The organism is Salinisphaera sp., assembly GCF_002729955.1.
In the GTDB taxonomy this organism is placed as follows: domain Bacteria; phylum Pseudomonadota; class Gammaproteobacteria; order Nevskiales; family Salinisphaeraceae; genus Salinisphaera.
In genome coordinates this window covers 46,294-61,275 of sequence record NZ_PBYA01000028.1, presented here as the reverse complement: position 1 = coordinate 61,275, position 14,982 = coordinate 46,294, and the positions used below count along the sequence as shown (strand labels likewise).

11 protein-coding genes are annotated in these 14,982 nt (G+C 64.1%); 7 read left to right on the top strand and 4 right to left on the bottom strand.

The window, feature by feature from the left end:
* Positions 1–47: 47 nt before the first annotated feature.
* Complete coding sequence (locus tag CMN27_RS07835) at positions 48–332, bottom strand: exodeoxyribonuclease VII small subunit (protein WP_293625382.1); 285 nt, start codon at positions 330–332, stop codon at positions 48–50.
* Between the two features lie 173 nt (positions 333–505).
* Here CMN27_RS07835 and parE point away from each other — a divergent pair, with 173 nt between their 5' ends.
* From parE to htpX, 3 genes are all read left to right on the top strand, one after another.
* Positions 506–2,413: a DNA topoisomerase IV subunit B gene (parE, locus tag CMN27_RS07830; protein WP_293625380.1), complete on the top strand. Its 1,908-nt coding sequence runs from the start codon at positions 506–508 to the stop codon at positions 2,411–2,413.
* A gap of 197 nt (positions 2,414–2,610) precedes the next feature.
* Positions 2,611–4,830: a DNA topoisomerase IV subunit A gene (gene parC, locus CMN27_RS07825; RefSeq protein WP_293625378.1), complete on the top strand. Its 2,220-nt coding sequence runs from the start codon at positions 2,611–2,613 to the stop codon at positions 4,828–4,830.
* A 908-nt stretch (positions 4,831–5,738) separates the two neighbouring features.
* Positions 5,739–6,635: a protease HtpX gene (gene htpX / locus CMN27_RS07820; protein WP_293625376.1), complete on the top strand. Its 897-nt coding sequence runs from the start codon at positions 5,739–5,741 to the stop codon at positions 6,633–6,635.
* A gap of 99 nt (positions 6,636–6,734) precedes the next feature.
* Here the strand turns inward: htpX and CMN27_RS07815 are convergent, their stop codons facing one another.
* Both CMN27_RS07815 and epmB read right to left on the bottom strand, forming a co-directional pair.
* Complete coding sequence (locus CMN27_RS07815; RefSeq protein WP_293625374.1) at positions 6,735–8,831, bottom strand: EAL domain-containing protein; 2,097 nt, start codon at positions 8,829–8,831, stop codon at positions 6,735–6,737.
* A 16-nt stretch (positions 8,832–8,847) separates the two neighbouring features.
* A complete protein-coding gene (gene epmB / locus CMN27_RS07810) occupies positions 8,848–9,924 on the bottom strand; it encodes an EF-P beta-lysylation protein EpmB (RefSeq protein WP_293625372.1) in 1,077 nt (358 codons plus the stop codon).
* An 88-nt stretch (positions 9,925–10,012) separates the two neighbouring features.
* On the opposite strand from epmB, the gene efp reads away from it, so the two are divergent.
* Together efp and epmA are read left to right on the top strand one after the other, a co-directional pair.
* Positions 10,013–10,585, top strand: coding sequence for an elongation factor P (gene efp / locus CMN27_RS07805; RefSeq protein ID WP_293625370.1), 573 nt, complete (start codon positions 10,013–10,015; stop codon positions 10,583–10,585).
* Between the two features lie 30 nt (positions 10,586–10,615).
* Complete coding sequence (gene epmA / locus CMN27_RS07800) at positions 10,616–11,560, top strand: EF-P lysine aminoacylase EpmA (protein ID WP_293625368.1); 945 nt, start codon at positions 10,616–10,618, stop codon at positions 11,558–11,560.
* 15 nt (positions 11,561–11,575) lie between these two features.
* On the opposite strand, the gene asd is transcribed toward epmA, so the two are convergent.
* Positions 11,576–12,472, bottom strand: a complete 897-nt coding sequence (asd, locus tag CMN27_RS07795; RefSeq protein ID WP_293625366.1) for an archaetidylserine decarboxylase — start codon at positions 12,470–12,472, stop codon at positions 11,576–11,578.
* A 413-nt stretch (positions 12,473–12,885) separates the two neighbouring features.
* On the opposite strand from asd, the gene prmB reads away from it, so the two are divergent.
* Positions 12,886–13,821, top strand: a complete 936-nt coding sequence (gene prmB / locus CMN27_RS07790; protein WP_293625364.1) for a 50S ribosomal protein L3 N(5)-glutamine methyltransferase — start codon at positions 12,886–12,888, stop codon at positions 13,819–13,821.
* Between the two features lie 22 nt (positions 13,822–13,843).
* Entirely contained in the window at positions 13,844–14,944 is a 1,101-nt protein-coding gene (gene aroC / locus CMN27_RS07785) for a chorismate synthase (protein WP_293625363.1), read from the top strand.
* The last annotated feature ends 38 nt before the right edge of the window (positions 14,945–14,982 follow it).

Below are 14,982 nucleotides of genomic sequence, written 5' to 3'. Positions count from 1 at the left end.
GGCCTGTCGCGACCATAGCGTCGTCGCCGCGTTAAATCCGTCGAAGGCTAGCCGACCGTGTCGCCCTCGGCAGGTGGGTCGAAATCGGCGATACGCTCATTGTCGCCTTCGGCAAGCAGCTGATCGACGCGCAGTTCGGCGTTCTTAAGCGTTTGCTGACACTGGCGCGCCAGCACCACGCCGCGTTCGAACTTCGCCAAAGCCTGTTCGAGGGATACGTCGCCGCTCTCCAGCGCCTCGACCAGGCCTTCGAGTTCGGTCACGGACTCTTCGAAGGCGGCCAACCGGGGCGGGTTCTCGGTTTCAGCGGCGGGCGTATCGGTTTTTGCCATGGTATCGGCCTGCAGGAGCGATCAATCGGACAGTCTAGCGTCACAACGGCGCGGCGTCAGTGTCTATTGCCAGCGTGCGCGCCTTGGCTTAACGTGCCGCGCATTCGCTGAAAGCGGTTGCCGCCCGTCCGGGGTGATGCGAACCGCCTCATCTCAAGCCAGGACGAGGGCCCATGGCCAGCCGCTACGACGCTGCCGACATCGAAGTACTTTCCGGTCTGGACCCGGTGCGCAAGCGCCCGGGCATGTTCACCGATACCGCACGCCCGAATCATCTGGCCCAGGAAGTCATCGACAACAGCGTCGACGAGGCGCTGGCCGGTCACGCCACCGAAATCGAGGTAACCCTGCATACCGATGGTTCGCTGTCGGTGACCGACAATGGTCGCGGCATGCCGGTCGACGTTCATCCGGAACAGGGCGTACCGGGTATCGAGCTGATCCTTACCCGTCTGCATGCGGGTGGCAAGTTCTCCAACAAGCAGTATCAGTTCTCCGGCGGCCTGCATGGCGTGGGCGTGTCGGTGGTCAATGCGCTGTCGACCACCCTGGTGGCCCAGGTCTGGCGCGGGGGCACCCACTACGAAATGCGTTTTACCGGCGGCGAGCTGGAAAGCCCGCTTACCGAAATCGGTTCCTGTGCCAAGAACAAGACCGGCACCAAGCTGCATTTCGACCCCGATCCGCAGTATTTCGACAGCCCGCGCTTTGCCACCGCGCGACTTAAACATTTGCTGCGCGCCAAGGCCGTGCTGTGCCCGAATCTGAAGGTGCACTTCGTCGACGAGGCGGCCGAGGAGGACATCACCTGGCAGTATGCCGACGGTCTGGCCGATTACATGGCCGATGCGCTGCAGGATATCGACTGCGTGATTACGCCGGCGTTTACCGGCGGCGAGGACGGCGGCAGTCAGACCGTCAACTGGGCGCTGACCTGGCTCGCCCCCGACCAGCCGGGCGTGGACGGCGTGGCCGAAAGCTACGTGAACCTCATTCCCACCGCTTCGGGCGGCACGCACGTCAACGGCCTGCGCACCGGCCTGACCGAGGCGGTGCGCGAGTTCTGCGAGTTTCGCAACCTCCTGCCCCGCGGCGTGAAGATCGCGCCCGAGGATGTCTGGTCCGGCTGTACCTATGTGCTGTCGGTGAAAATGAACGAGCCGCAGTTTTCGGGTCAGACCAAGGAACGGCTGTCTTCACGCGATATCAGCGGTTTCGTGTCCAATGCGGTCAAGGACGCTTTCTCGCTGTGGCTCAATCGCCATGCAGAAACCGGCGAGCTGCTGGCGGCCCAGATCATCGGCAACGCCCAGGCCCGTGCCCGTAGTGCGAAGAAGGTCAAGCGCAAGCGGGTGACCGCCGGGCCGGCGCTGCCGGGCAAGCTCACCGACTGCGTGACCGACGATCCCTCGCGCTCGGAGCTGTTCCTGGTCGAGGGCGATTCGGCCGGGGGCAGTGCCAAGCAGGCACGCGATCGCAATTTCCAGGCGGTGATGCCGCTGCGCGGCAAGATTCTCAATTCCTGGGAGGTCGAGCCGGCCGATATCATGGCCTCGAACGAAATCCACGATATTTCGGTGGCGCTGGGGCTGGACCCGTCCAGCGACAACTTCGACCGGCTGCGCTATCACAAGGTCTGCATCCTTGCCGACGCCGATTCCGACGGGCTGCATATCGCGACGCTTTTATGCGCGCTGTTCGTCAAGCATTTCCGTCCGCTGGTCGAGCACGGCCATGTGTTCGTGGCCATGCCGCCGCTGTTTCGTATCGATGCCGGCAAGGAAGTCTTCTATGCGCTCGATCGCGACGAGCGGGACGTCATCCTGCGCCGGCTCGAAAACGAAAAGAAGAAGCGCAAGATCAGCGTCACCCGCTTCAAGGGCCTGGGCGAGATGAGCGCGCTACAGCTGCGCGAAACCACCATGGCCCCGGACACGCGCCGGCTGGTGCAGCTGTCGATCGACGAAGACGGCATGCCGGATACCGAAGTCGACGAACTCATGGATATGCTGCTGGCCAAGAAACGCGCGGCCGACCGCCGTGGCTGGCTCGAAGCCAGGGGCCACGAGGCCGAGGTCTGATTCCGTTGCGGGCGCAAGACAGCAGCACTTGATCCACAGATTACGCAGATTGCACGGATTTGAAACAGGAACTGAAGAACCCTTTGTTCGCGTCACGTCCGTAGGCGATCGAAGCCTGACTGGCTTAATCTTCAATCGGTGAATTCTGCGTAATCGGCGGACCGCCTTCCTTCTTGATCTGAACAACAAGACAACCGATGGCCACGACAGAACACGAAAGCGAGCGCCAGCCGCTGCGCACCTTCGCCGAGAAGGCGTATCTCGACTATGCGATGTACGTCATCCTCGATCGGGCGCTGCCGCATGTCGGCGACGGCCTCAAGCCGGTACAGCGTCGCATCGTCTATGCCATGTCCGAGCTGGGCCTGTCCGCTGCCTCCAAGCCGAAGAAGGCCGCACGTACGGTCGGCGACGTGATCGGCAAGTTCCATCCGCACGGCGACTCGGCCTGCTACGAAGCCATGGTGATCATGGCCCAGCCGTTTTCCTATCGGTACCCGCTGGTCGACGGGCACGGCAACTGGGGCACCGCCGACGATCCGAAGTCGTTTGCGGCCATGCGCTATACCGAATCGCGGCTGACCGGCTATGCGGCGACGCTGTTGTCCGAACTGGGGCAGGGCACGGTCGACTGGCAGCCCAACTTCGACGGCACCCTCAACGAACCGGTGACGCTGCCGGCGCGTCTGCCCAACGTGCTCCTGAACGGCGGCACCGGCATCGCCGTGGGCATGGCCACCGATATTCCGCCGCACAACCTGCGCGAAGTCGCCGAGGCCACCGTGCACCTGCTGCACAACCCCGAGGCCGACCTCGACGCGCTGTGTGAATACCTGCCGGCGCCCGATTTCCCGACCGGGGCGGAGATCATCACCCCCGCCGAGGAAATTCGCGAGCTCTATGCCAAGGGCAACGGTATCGTGCGCCTGCGTGCGACCTATACCCTCGAGAACGGCGAGATCGTGATCGATGCCTTGCCCTACCAGACCTCCGGCGCACGCGTTCTCGAACAGATCGCCGGCCAGATGGCAGCCAAGAAGCTGCCCATGGTGTCGGATCTACGCGACGAATCCGACCACGAAAACCCCACGCGTCTGATCATCGTGCCACGTAGCAACCGGGTGGATACCGAAGCGCTGATGGCGCATCTGTTCGCCACCACCGGTCTGGAAAAGGGCATACGCGTCAATCTCAACGTGATCGGCCTCGACGGCGCGCCCCGGGTCAAGAACCTCCAGGAAATTCTCACCGAATGGCTGACCTATCGGCGCCAGACGGTCACGCGCCGTCTCGAACATCGCCTCGACGCGGTGCTCGATCGGCTGCATATCCTGGAAGGCCTGCTCACGGCCTATCTGAATATCGATGAAGTCATTCACATCATCCGTACCGAGGACGACCCCAAACCGGTGATGATGGAGCGCTTCGGACTGACCGGCACCCAGACCGATGCGGTGCTGGACCTGCGCCTGCGTCATCTCATGAAGCTCGAAGAGTTCAAGATTCGCGGCGAGCAGGAAGAGCTGGAAGCCGAGCGCCAGACGCTGGAAGCAATCCTGGGCTCGCGCAAGAAGCTGGATAAGCTCATTGGCGACGAGATCATGGCCGACGCCGAAAAATACGGCGATGCCCGGCGTAGTCGCCTGGTCGAACGTGACCAGGCCAAGGCGCTGTCCGAAGCCGACCTGCTGCCCAGCGAGCCGATCACCGTAGTGCTGTCGCGCCAGGGCTGGATCCGTGCGGCCAAGGGCCACGACGTCGACGCCGCGGGCCTGAGTTTTCGCAGCGGTGACGATTATCTCACCCATGCGCCCGGGCGCAGTAATCAGACCTTGATCGTGCTCGATTCCACCGGGCGCAGCTATACGCTGGCTGCCCACCGGCTGCCGTCTGCGCGCGGGCAGGGCGAGCCGCTCACGGGCAGTCTCAACCCGGCCGACGGCGCGCGGTTCGTCGGCGTGGTACTCGGCGACGAAGATACCCGCTGTGTGCTGGCCAGCTCCGCCGGCAACGCATTTACCACCACGCTGGGGGAGATCAGCAGCCGCAACAAGAGCGGCAAGGCCGCGCTGTCGGTGGGCAAGAACGCGGATGCGCTCGCACCCGCGCCGATCGCCGGCGACGACCCCGAGGTCTGCGTTGTCACCAGTTCGGGCCAGCTGCTTTGCCTGCCGGTCGGCGAACTGCCGGCGCTTTCCAAGGGCAAGGGCAACAAGCTGATCTCGCTCAACAAGGACGAAACGGTGGTCGCGGTCGCGGCATTGCCGGCAAGCGCGGCGCTCACCCTCTACAGCGGCAAGCGGCATATGACGCTCAAGGCCGGCGAGCGCGACAGCTATCGCGGCCCGCGCGCCTCACGGGGCAAGCGCCTGCCACGCGGCTTTACGCAGGTTCAGGCCGTACAGGTCGACGACTGATCCGACGCCGAATTCTTTCCGATCGTACGCGATTCGGTAGAAGACGAGTCGGTCCGCAAATGAACGCGAATACACGCGAATGAAAGAGGGTGGGGCGATTGGGGGCGCGACCGTGCTCTCGCGCTCCGGTCTGGCGCTAGCGGTCGGTTCCCGGGTGCCTCAGGTGTTTGTTCAAAAGCAATGCCCGGGCTTAGTCTTTTTTTATTTGCGCTGATTGGCGTTCATTCGCGGACGGTCCTGCGTTCAGGGTAGGCACGGTGCGGTGGTGGGCTTGCAACCAATGCGCCACCGCCGGGAAGGCATTTTTGGTCCGCAAATGAACGCAAATACGCGCGAATGGAAGAGTGGTGTGTGCGATCGGGGCTGACCGAGCCGTTGCGCTATCGCTAGAGGCTTCTGCTCTGCCGCAGCCAGCCGCAAGTGTTTGGTTAAGCTGAATCCCCGCCTTTAGACGCTTTATCATTCGCGTTAATTGGCGTTCATTCGCGGACAGTTCTCTCTTCAGGGCATAGCCACGGTGTGCAGGTGGGCTTGCGACCAGTGCGCGACCGCCGAAAAGCATGTTGGTCCGCAAATGAACGCAAATACGCGCGAATGGAAGAGCGATGGGTGTGATCGGGGCTGGCCGAGCCGCTGAGCTATCGCTAGAGGCGTCTTGCCTGTCGCAGCCAGCGTAAAGTGTTGGTTGCACTGAAATCCCGACGTTAGACGTTTTATCATTCGCGTTTATTGGCGTTCATTTGCGGACCGCCCTGCCTTTGGGAACCGCGATTCATTCGCGGCCGGTCGGGCTTTGCTGACCTCGCACAGATCTGAAAACGGCCAAAAAAATAAACGCGCTCGCCTATCTTGAAACCAATGCGCGGCTACGCTATCTAATCGGTATACCCGCAACCGTAGGTTGATCGATGAAACGTATCGCGCTGTTTTTACTGACCAACATCGCCATCATGCTGGTGCTGACGGTCATTCTTCAGCTGTTTGGCGTGACCAGCCTGCTTGCCGCCAACGGCGTCAATCTGGATATTCCGTCGCTGCTGATCTTTGCCGCGGTGTTCGGCATGGGCGGTTCGTTGATTTCGCTGGCCATGTCCAAGTTCATGGCCAAGCGCATGACCGGCGCGCAGGTGATCGAGCAGCCCTCGAACGCCATGGAAAGCTGGCTTGTATCCACGGTGACGCGTCAGGCCCGTCAGGCCGGAATCGGCATGCCGGAAGTGGCGATCTACGATTCGCCCGACATGAACGCCTTTGCCACCGGCATGAGCCGTAATAGCGCGCTGGTGGCCGTATCCACCGGTCTGCTGCGCCAGATGAGCCAGGACGAGGCCGAGGCCGTGATCGGCCACGAAGTCAGTCATATCGCCAATGGCGACATGGTCACGCTTTCGCTCATCCAGGGCGTGGTCAACACTTTCGTGTTCTTCTTCGCCCACGTGATCGGGCATATCGTCGACCGTATGGTCCTGCGCAACGAGCGTGGGCACGGAATCGGTTATTTCGTGACCGTGATCTTCGCGGAAATGGTGCTCGGCGTGCTGGCGAGCATGATCGTGTTCTGGTTCTCGCGCCGGCGCGAGTTCGCGGCCGACGCGGGCGGCGCGCATCTGGCGGGGCGCGCCAAGATGATTGGCGCGCTGCGCCGGCTGCAGGCCGGCAGCATCGCCACCGAGCTGCCCGACCAGATGCAGGCCCTGGGTATTTCCGGCAAGAAGGCGCTCGGTATCAAGCGCTATTTCATGACCCACCCGCCGCTGGAAGAGCGCATTGCCGCGCTGGAAGGGGCCAAGGCGCAGCGTGCCTGAGTCAAATCGACCCCGGGCCTGAGACAGGTCGCAGGCCGGGTGCCGGAACTGGTACGCCACGCCACCGGGCAATGCGTCGTGTGGCGTGGCGTAGTCCCGCTATAACGCGGGTGCGGCCGTGTCGTCGGTCAGGGCCTCGGTGTCGGGCTCCTGGATGAAGTGGCCCTGCACGTAGTTGATGCCGGCCTGCCACAGGCGCGCCATGCTGTTGGCGTCCTCGATCTGTTCAGCGATCAGCGGAATCTCGCGCTCGCGTGCGCTGGCGATAATGTGGGCAAGGCGCTCGTCCTGCTCGCGGCCGAGAATCTGACGGGCAAAGTCGGGGGCGAGCTTGATGAAGTGGGCCGGCATCCGATCGAGTATCTGCACGGCTTTCGGCGTGCTGCCGTAATGGGTCAGGGCAACGCGGAAGCCGGCATCGGCCAGAGCCTGGGCGAGCTGGCCGGTGGCACGGGCATTGCTGCGGACATCGTCTTCGCGAAAGCTGAAGATCAGCGCGCTGGTATCGATAGGCCGCTGTTCGATCGCCTCGGCCAGCCACTGGGTGAATGTTTCACCGGCCTCGATCGTGGCGGGGGAAAGCTTCACGAACAGTATGATTTCGGTGTTCTTGGCCTTTTGCTGCCAGATGACGTCGATCGCCCGCTGTACGACCCAGCGATCGATATCCGGCATCATGTTGGCGTGCTCGGCAGCGGGCAGGAATTCGCCCGGGCGTACCAGCGCGCCGCGGTCATCCACATAGCGCAGCAGCACGTCGAAGTAGGGTTGGCTGTCGCCGGCAAGACTGGTGACACCCTGATAGGCAAGGCTGAAACGGTCCTGTTCGAGCGCGTCCTGCAGGCGTTGCACCCAGGCGTCGTGGGCACCGACGCTGGCGTCGGCCGGACTGTCGACCGTGCATTTACGACAGGCATTGCCGCCTTGTTCGCGTAGTTCGTAGGCGGCGTTCATCAAACGCTGCAGGTGCGCGTCGTTCTGGCTGGAGCCGCCGGAAAGAACACAGTAGGCCAGGCTCCCCGTAAGCGCCGCACTCTGGTGTTCGTCACCAAAGGCTTCCTCGGCGAGCGCGCTCTGCAGGGTCTGTGCGAATTCCTCGATCTCGTTGGCGGAATGCCGTTCGACGATCATCACGTATTCGCCGGCGGCAAAACGAAAGACACGATCTTCGCCGCGCAAAGCCTGTATCAGATAGAGGCCGACTTCCTGCAGCAGCAGATCGCTTTCGGCCAGCCCGTACTGATCCTGCAGCCCGGCCACCTCGTCGACGGCCACGAAGACCATGCCGAGCACGTATTCCTTGGCTCGACTCACCGTTTGCGACAGCACCGAATGCAGCGCCATGCGCCCGTCGAGCGCCGGGCCGCGGGCCGCGTCGCCGGCCTGCTGTTCGCTGTCGACCGACTGCAGAACCACGTTGGTGCGGCGCTCGTCGCTCTTCTCGGCCACGCCCGGGGTCAGCAGGGCGCGTACGCTCTGGCGGTGATTGAGGTGCGTGGTCAGATCGAACACCAGCGACGCATCGGACTGCTCGGTGGCGACCTGGTCGAGCGCTTCGGAAAAGCGGTTGCGATCGTGCGGCGCCACGCGATCGAGCAGGTCGATGCCGCGCGCGCTCTCGATATCCTTGACGCCAATCAGGCGGGCGAAGGCGGGGCTGGGCTCGGCCACGCGCTGCCCCAACAGGGTTGCACGGGCGTCCTGGCCGTGGCTGAGCAGCACATCGAGCCGGCGCTGGGTCTGGTTCAAGCGTTGTGCGGCGTCCTGCAATTCAACCCGCACGCGCCCGACTTCCAGAGCCTGGCGCAGACGCAGGCCGAGCAGTGCATCTTCGGACAGCGCGACCATCTCCCAGGCCCCGGCCTCGAGGGCGGCGTCGCGGTCGATGCCGGCATCCGAGTTGTCGAGTACGACAACCGGCGCAAGCCCGGCCAGGCCATGTACGAGCCCGAGTTCACGACGTGCGCGAGTTTCGTCAGCGTGACAGTGCAGAACAATCAAGGCGACGCCGGATATGGCATCGTCCTCGCCCAGCTGCGTGGGATCCTCGACGCGAACCAGGTCGACCGGATCGTCGCTGTCGTCGAGCACACCATGAATGCGTTCGAAGACCGTGTCGTTGGCCGTGATCGCGAGGACTGCCAGAGTCTTGCCGACCCCGGTGCCGGGCTGTGAGGCCGTTGTGTGCTGGTTCAATCCTTTCCCCTTGACATCATCGCGTATGGGCGCCGCTCGGGCCGGCGTCGTGGCCGAGTACCTGTTTTGCGGCGTCGCCGGCGTTTTCTCGCGCCAGCCGAGGCACGAGATAGCCCGGCAGGCGGGCCGCCACACGGTCGACGAGCGCGCGTGCCCGCGTCTCGGCCACTTCGAAATGGGCGCTGCCGGCCACCCGGTCGAGCATATGCAGATAGTACGGCATCACGCCCACGGCAAAGAGCCGTTCACTGAGTTCTATCAATGTATCGACATCATCGTTGACGTTCTTGAGCAGAACCGCCTGATTAAGCAGGGTGGCACCGGCCTCGCGCAGCGCGGCCAGCCGCATCGCCACCTCGTCGTCGAGCTCCTGCGCATGGTTGGCATGGATGACGATCACCACCTGCTGGCGCCGCTGACTCACCCAGTTGACCAGGCCGGCGTCGATGCGCTCGGGCAATACGACCGCGGTACGGGTATGAATCCGAATCCGGGTGACGTGTTCGATTGCATCCAGCGCTTCGCCCAGCGCTTCGAGCCGGGCGTTGCTCAACGACAGCGGATCACCGCCGGACAGAATCACTTCGTTGATGCTCGTATCCGCCGCGATATGGGCCAGGGCGGTGTCGCCCTGACGGGCGCCCGCATGCTGGTTCGCATAGTCGAAATGGCGCCGGAAACAATAGCGACAGTGCACCGCGCAGGCGCCCGTGGTCACCAGCAGCGCACGTCCGTGGTATTTATGCAGTACGCCATCGCCGAGTGCGCTGGCGTGATCGCCGACCGCGTCCATCGAGAAACCGGGCACGTCAGCGTTTTCTGCCTCCACAGGCAGAACCTGACGCAGCAACGGGTCGTTTACATCGCCGGGGCGCATGCGCGCGACATAGCTGCGCGGCACCCGTAACGGAAAGCCGGTATGTACATGGGCGAATACGCCGCGCGCGGACTCGTCGAACGCGAGCAGATCGAGCAGGGTTTCGATATCGGTAACCGACTCGCGCATGGCCTGCTGCCAGCCGTGACCGGTTTGCGATAGACTGGCGCGCTTTCGCGCAGGCGCGCGCAGAGTCTCGACTTTGGCGTGATGCATGGCGGTCAGTGTAGAACGCCGTCCGCGCTGCGCCAACCGGGCGCGCGTCCCGGGCGCGCGGTTTTCAACCAACCAGAAACAAGCTTCTATGGCGACCTTCAATACCAACCAGTTCAAGGGCGGGCTCAAGATCATTCTCGATGGCGACCCCTGTGCCATCGTCGAGAACGAGTTCGTCAAACCCGGCAAGGGCCAGGCGTTCAACCGCGTCAAGATTCGCAACCTCAAGACCAACCGCGTTATCGAGCGTACCTTCAAGTCGGGCGACAGCGTCGAAGCCGCCGACGTGATGGACGTGGATTTGCAGTATCTCTACCACGACGGCGAGTTCTGGCACTTCATGGAGCCGAACAGCTTCGAGCAGTATCAGGCCGGCGAAGCGGCGGTGGGCGATGCCACCAAATGGCTCAAGGCCCAGGACACCTGCAGCGTGACGCTCTGGAACGGTACGCCTTTGCAGGTCGAGCCGCCGAACTTCGTCACCCTGACCGTGACCGAAACCGATCCGGGCGTTCGCGGCGACACCTCCGGCGGCGGCGGCAAGCCGGCCACGCTGGAAACCGGCGCCGTGGTGCGCGTGCCGCTGTTCATCGAAGAAGGCGAAACGCTCAAGGTCGACACGCGCAAGGGCGAATACGTCTCCCGCGCCAACGAAAGCTAGTCCGGCGCGCAAGGCGTTGCCAGGCCCGGCATGAACGACTGGCGCCCCTGTGCAAGCCGGGCGACACTGGCACGTCGTGCCCGGCTGCTGGGCGATATCCGCGCGTTCATGGCCGAGCGCGGCGTGCTCGAAGTCAACACGCCGCTGCTAGCCAGCGCGGCCCCGGCAGAGCGCGGCTTGATGAGCATGCGCGTCGAGCAGGCCGGCTATCTCGTGCCGTCGCCCGAGCACGCACTCAAACGCCTGCTCGCCGCCGACATGGGCGCCATCTATCAGCTTGGGCCGGTTTTTCGTGCCGGGGAGGCCGGGCGCTGGCACAACCCCGAGTTCTGGATGCTCGAGTGGTATCGGCCGCAGGCAGGCATGGCCGATATGGTCGCGGAGACCGGCGCGCTGATCGAGGCTGTCGCCGGTGTACGCTGTGCTCCGAGCCGTGAATATCGGGCGGTGTTCGAAGCCGTGACCGGACTCGACCCGATCGAGTGCGAAGCGGCGGCGCTTGCCGACTGGGCGCGTCAGCGACAGCTCGCCCCCGCCGATGCCGCGTCTGATAATGATCGCGCATTCTGGCTCGACCTCATCATGAGTCTGGCGGTTCAGCCCACGCTGGGCCAGAACGGCCCGCAGTGCGTAGTCGATTTCCCCGCCGAGGACGCGGTTCTGGTGGCCACGGATGGCGAGCGCCCCGGCGTGGCCCATCGCTTCGAATGGTTCTGGCAGGGCGTGGAACTGGCCAACGGCGCCCAGGAGCTGACCGATGCCGCAACCGCACGCGAGCGCATGCAGCGGGAACAGCGGCTGCGCCGTGAGGCGGGGGCGCCCGCAACGGAACTGGATGAACGTCTGCTGGACGCGATGGCGACCGGGCTGCCGCCCAGTGCCGGCGTGGCCCTGGGGGTGGACCGGCTACTGGCGCTTATCTGCGGCTTCGATTGCCTGGCCGAGGCGCTGGCCTTCGATTGGGCGCGTCGTTGAGCGATTCGGCGCGTTTCAGGCGCCGTTGCCGAGGCGGGCGATGGAATCGCCCAGTTTGACCGGCTGACCGTTGTAAAGCGGGTCCTCCCAGGCCAGCGCCCCCGGACCGAACAGCAGGATCACGCTGGAACCGATCGAAAAACGGCCCATCTCTTCGCCGCGGGCGTAGTAGGCGTTTTCCAGGGTGGCATCGATGAAGCTTTCGTTGCGCGGGGTACGCCGGTGCGGCGGGCACACCTGGCCGGCCCAGCGGGTGTGGATGCCGCCCACGATGAACGCGCCCACCATGACCAGCGCCATTGGCCCGACCGCCGTGTCGTAGAGGGTCACCAGGCGTTCGTTGCGTGCGAACAGGCGCGGAATGGCGCGCACGCAGCGCGGGTTCACGCCGAACAGCCGCCCGGGCACATAACGCATTTCACGTACGCAGCCGTCCAGGGGCATATGGACGCGATGGTAGTTCGAGGGCGCAAGATAAAAGGTCGCATAGTGGCCCCCCAGAAACGCGGCCGACCAGGCTTCGCTGCCGCCCACCAGCGTGCGCAGATCGTAGGCCATGCCCTTGGTCTGGCAGATCATGCCGGTACGGGCCTGGCCGAAGGCGCCGAGGGTGCCGTCCACCGGCGACACGATCCGTTCGCGGTCCTCGGGCATGGGCCGTGCATCGGGGGCGAGCGCGCGGGTGAAAAAGGCGTTGAAGCTGGAATAGGCCGTGGGGTCGGGCTGGGCCGCCTCCTGCATGTCGATACTGGGATACAGGCGCATGAAAGTGTTGATCAGCGTCTGTTTCAACCAGGGCAGGCGTGCCCGTGCCAGGGCATGGGCGGCGCGCGATATCGCGCGCGTTGGCAAGAGCCAGAGCAGGGCAGCAAAAAGCCGGTCGCCGGTGCTTGCCGCGTTCGGTGAAGCCATTCGATATACCGTGAATCGGTGGATGCGCGCAGCGTAGCGCCGCCTGCGAACCTGTGCATAGTCGGCCGCGGCCCAAGTTCGCCCGCGCGGATGTGGCATGACAGGCCATACGAGCCAGCGCTGCAACGCGATCCTCGCGTATTCGCTCCCGTAGCGTTTGCGTGAGCCTTCAACCTCTCGGGGTCGAACTCGACGGCGCGCCAGCGCGCCAAAGCCATGCCATGCGCGTTTGTTCGTCGATCGCCTGCGAAACGAGGCGGCCCCGACGAATTATGCAGCGGTTGCCGGGCCGCGCAAAGCGCGGATGTGGTTTATCCTTGCGCCACGCGGCGCACGGCGTCGCTATGATTGCGTACCAGCCAGATGCCCGGACGCCCCGGGGACGGCTGCTTTGAGGCTACACACGAGACGGTATGACGCAGCACGACAACACCGACATCGCCGCAACGCTCACGCGCGTGATGGATTACATTCGCTGGGGCGCATCCCGGTTTGCCGCGGCGGGGCTGGCGTTCGGTCACGGCAGCGACAACGCGGTCGACGAGGCCGCCCATCTGGTGCTGGATACGCTGGGTCTGGATGCGACGCTGCCCGATGTCTATCTCGACAGCACGCTGACTTTTGCCGAGCGCGACGCGGTTATCGAGATCATCGAGCGCCGTATCGACAGCCGCCAACCCGCCGCCTACATCACGAACAAGGCCTGGTTCGCGGGGCTGGAGTTCTTTGTGGATGAACGAGTGATCGTGCCGCGTTCGCCGATCGCCGAACTCATCGAAACCGAGTTCCAGCCGTGGCTGGGCCACCGCGAACCGTTGTCCGTTCTCGATTTGTGTACCGGCAGCGGCGCGATTGCCATCGCCTGCGCGCTGGCTTTTCCGGAAGCCCGCGTGGTCGCCACGGATGCCAGCGACGACGCGCTGGCCGTCGCGCGTATCAACAGCGACAAGCACGATATCGGGCCGCAGGTGGAGTATGTGAAGGCGGATCTGTTCGATGGTCTGCCCGAGCAGCGTTTCGATCTGATCGTGACCAACCCGCCCTATGTCACCCGCGACGAATGGGCCGGCCTGGCGCCGGAATACCGACACGAACCGGGGTTTGCCTTTCACGGCGACAGCGACGACCTGCTGCTGGTCAGCCGGCTTCTATTCGACGCCCGCAACTATCTCAGCGAAGATGGGCTGCTGGTGCTGGAAGTGGGTTACAGCGCCTTCGCTCTGGAACAGACTTACCCGGACCTGCCGATAACGTGGGTAGAGCTCGAGCGCGGCGGGTTGGGCGTTGGCGTGCTGGAAGCACAGGATCTGGATGCCTGGGTGGACGCCCAGAACGAGACGGCCAACTAGTTTTTCGACAGGCTTTAGACATATGGCAGGCAATACCTGGGGCGAACGATTCACGGTCACCACCTTCGGCGAAAGCCACGGGCCGGCGATCGGCTGTATCGTCGATGGCTGCCCGCCCGGCATCGAGATCAGCGAAGACGACTTGCAGGCCGATCTGGATCGGCGCAAGCCCGGCACGTCGCGCTATGTGACTCAGCGCCGTGAAGACGATTGCGCCCGTATCGTATCGGGCGTGTTCGAAGGCAAGACCACCGGCACGCCGATCGGGCTGATCATCGAAAACACCGATCAGCGTTCGCGCGATTACTCCAAGATCAAAGACGTATTCCGGCCCAATCACGCCGATTACGCCTACCTGCAGAAATACGGCATTCGCGATTATCGTGGCGGCGGCCGCTCCTCGGCGCGCGAAACCGCCACCCGCGTGGCGGCCGGTGCGATCGCGCGCAAGGTGCTCGCCGAGCGCTTCGGCGTGCGTATTCAGGGCTATCTGGCGGCCATGGGCCCGCTGGAGCTGGCCTGCAACGATCTGGACGCCGCCAATCACAATCCGTTCTTCTGTGCCGAACCGGCGCGTCTCGAAGAGCTGGAGAACTACATCAACGCCCTGCGCAAGGACGGCGACTCGATCGGCGCCCGTATCAACGTGGTGGCCACCGGCGTGCCGCCGGGGTGGGGCGAGCCCGTCTTCGATCGTCTCGACGCCGAGATTGCGAAGGCCTTGATGAGCATCAACGCGGTCAAGGGGGTGGAGATCGGCGACGGCTTTGCCGTGGTCAATCAGCGCGGTTCGCAGCACCGCGACGAAATGTCGCCCGAGGGCTTTGCCAGCAACCATTCGGGTGGCATACAGGGCGGTATTTCAAGCGGCCAGACCATTCGCGCGAGCATGGCGCTCAAGCCCACCTCGAGCATCATCATTCCGGGCGATACCATCGACACGCAGGGCCAGGCCACACAGATGCGCACCACCGGTCGCCACGATCCCTGCGTGGGGCTGCGGGCGACACCCATCGCCGAGGCCATGCTCGCGCTTGTGCTGCTCGACCACGCCCTTCGTCATCGCGCCCAGAACGCAGATGTCGCCAGCGGGCTGGCACCGATCGCCTCGGAGCGCGCTTGATTGATGCGTTGGTCTGGCAACGCGATCACTAAACGGCA

Excerpts from the sequence above, each read along its gene's own strand:
- CMN27_RS07835 (WP_293625382.1), bottom strand. The coding sequence starts at position 332 with ATGGCAAAAACCGATACGCCCGCCGCTGAAACCGAGAACCCGCCCCGG.
- parE (WP_293625380.1), top strand. The coding sequence starts at position 506 with ATGGCCAGCCGCTACGACGCTGCCGACATCGAAGTACTTTCCGGTCTG.
- parC (WP_293625378.1), top strand. The coding sequence starts at position 2,611 with ATGGCCACGACAGAACACGAAAGCGAGCGCCAGCCGCTGCGCACCTTC.
- htpX (WP_293625376.1), top strand. The coding sequence starts at position 5,739 with ATGAAACGTATCGCGCTGTTTTTACTGACCAACATCGCCATCATGCTG.
- epmB (WP_293625372.1), bottom strand. The coding sequence starts at position 9,924 with ATGCATCACGCCAAAGTCGAGACTCTGCGCGCGCCTGCGCGAAAGCGC.
- efp (WP_293625370.1), top strand. The coding sequence starts at position 10,013 with ATGGCGACCTTCAATACCAACCAGTTCAAGGGCGGGCTCAAGATCATT.
- epmA (WP_293625368.1), top strand. The coding sequence starts at position 10,616 with ATGAACGACTGGCGCCCCTGTGCAAGCCGGGCGACACTGGCACGTCGT.
- asd (WP_293625366.1), bottom strand. The coding sequence starts at position 12,472 with ATGGCTTCACCGAACGCGGCAAGCACCGGCGACCGGCTTTTTGCTGCC.
- prmB (WP_293625364.1), top strand. The coding sequence starts at position 12,886 with ATGACGCAGCACGACAACACCGACATCGCCGCAACGCTCACGCGCGTG.
- aroC (WP_293625363.1), top strand. The coding sequence starts at position 13,844 with ATGGCAGGCAATACCTGGGGCGAACGATTCACGGTCACCACCTTCGGC.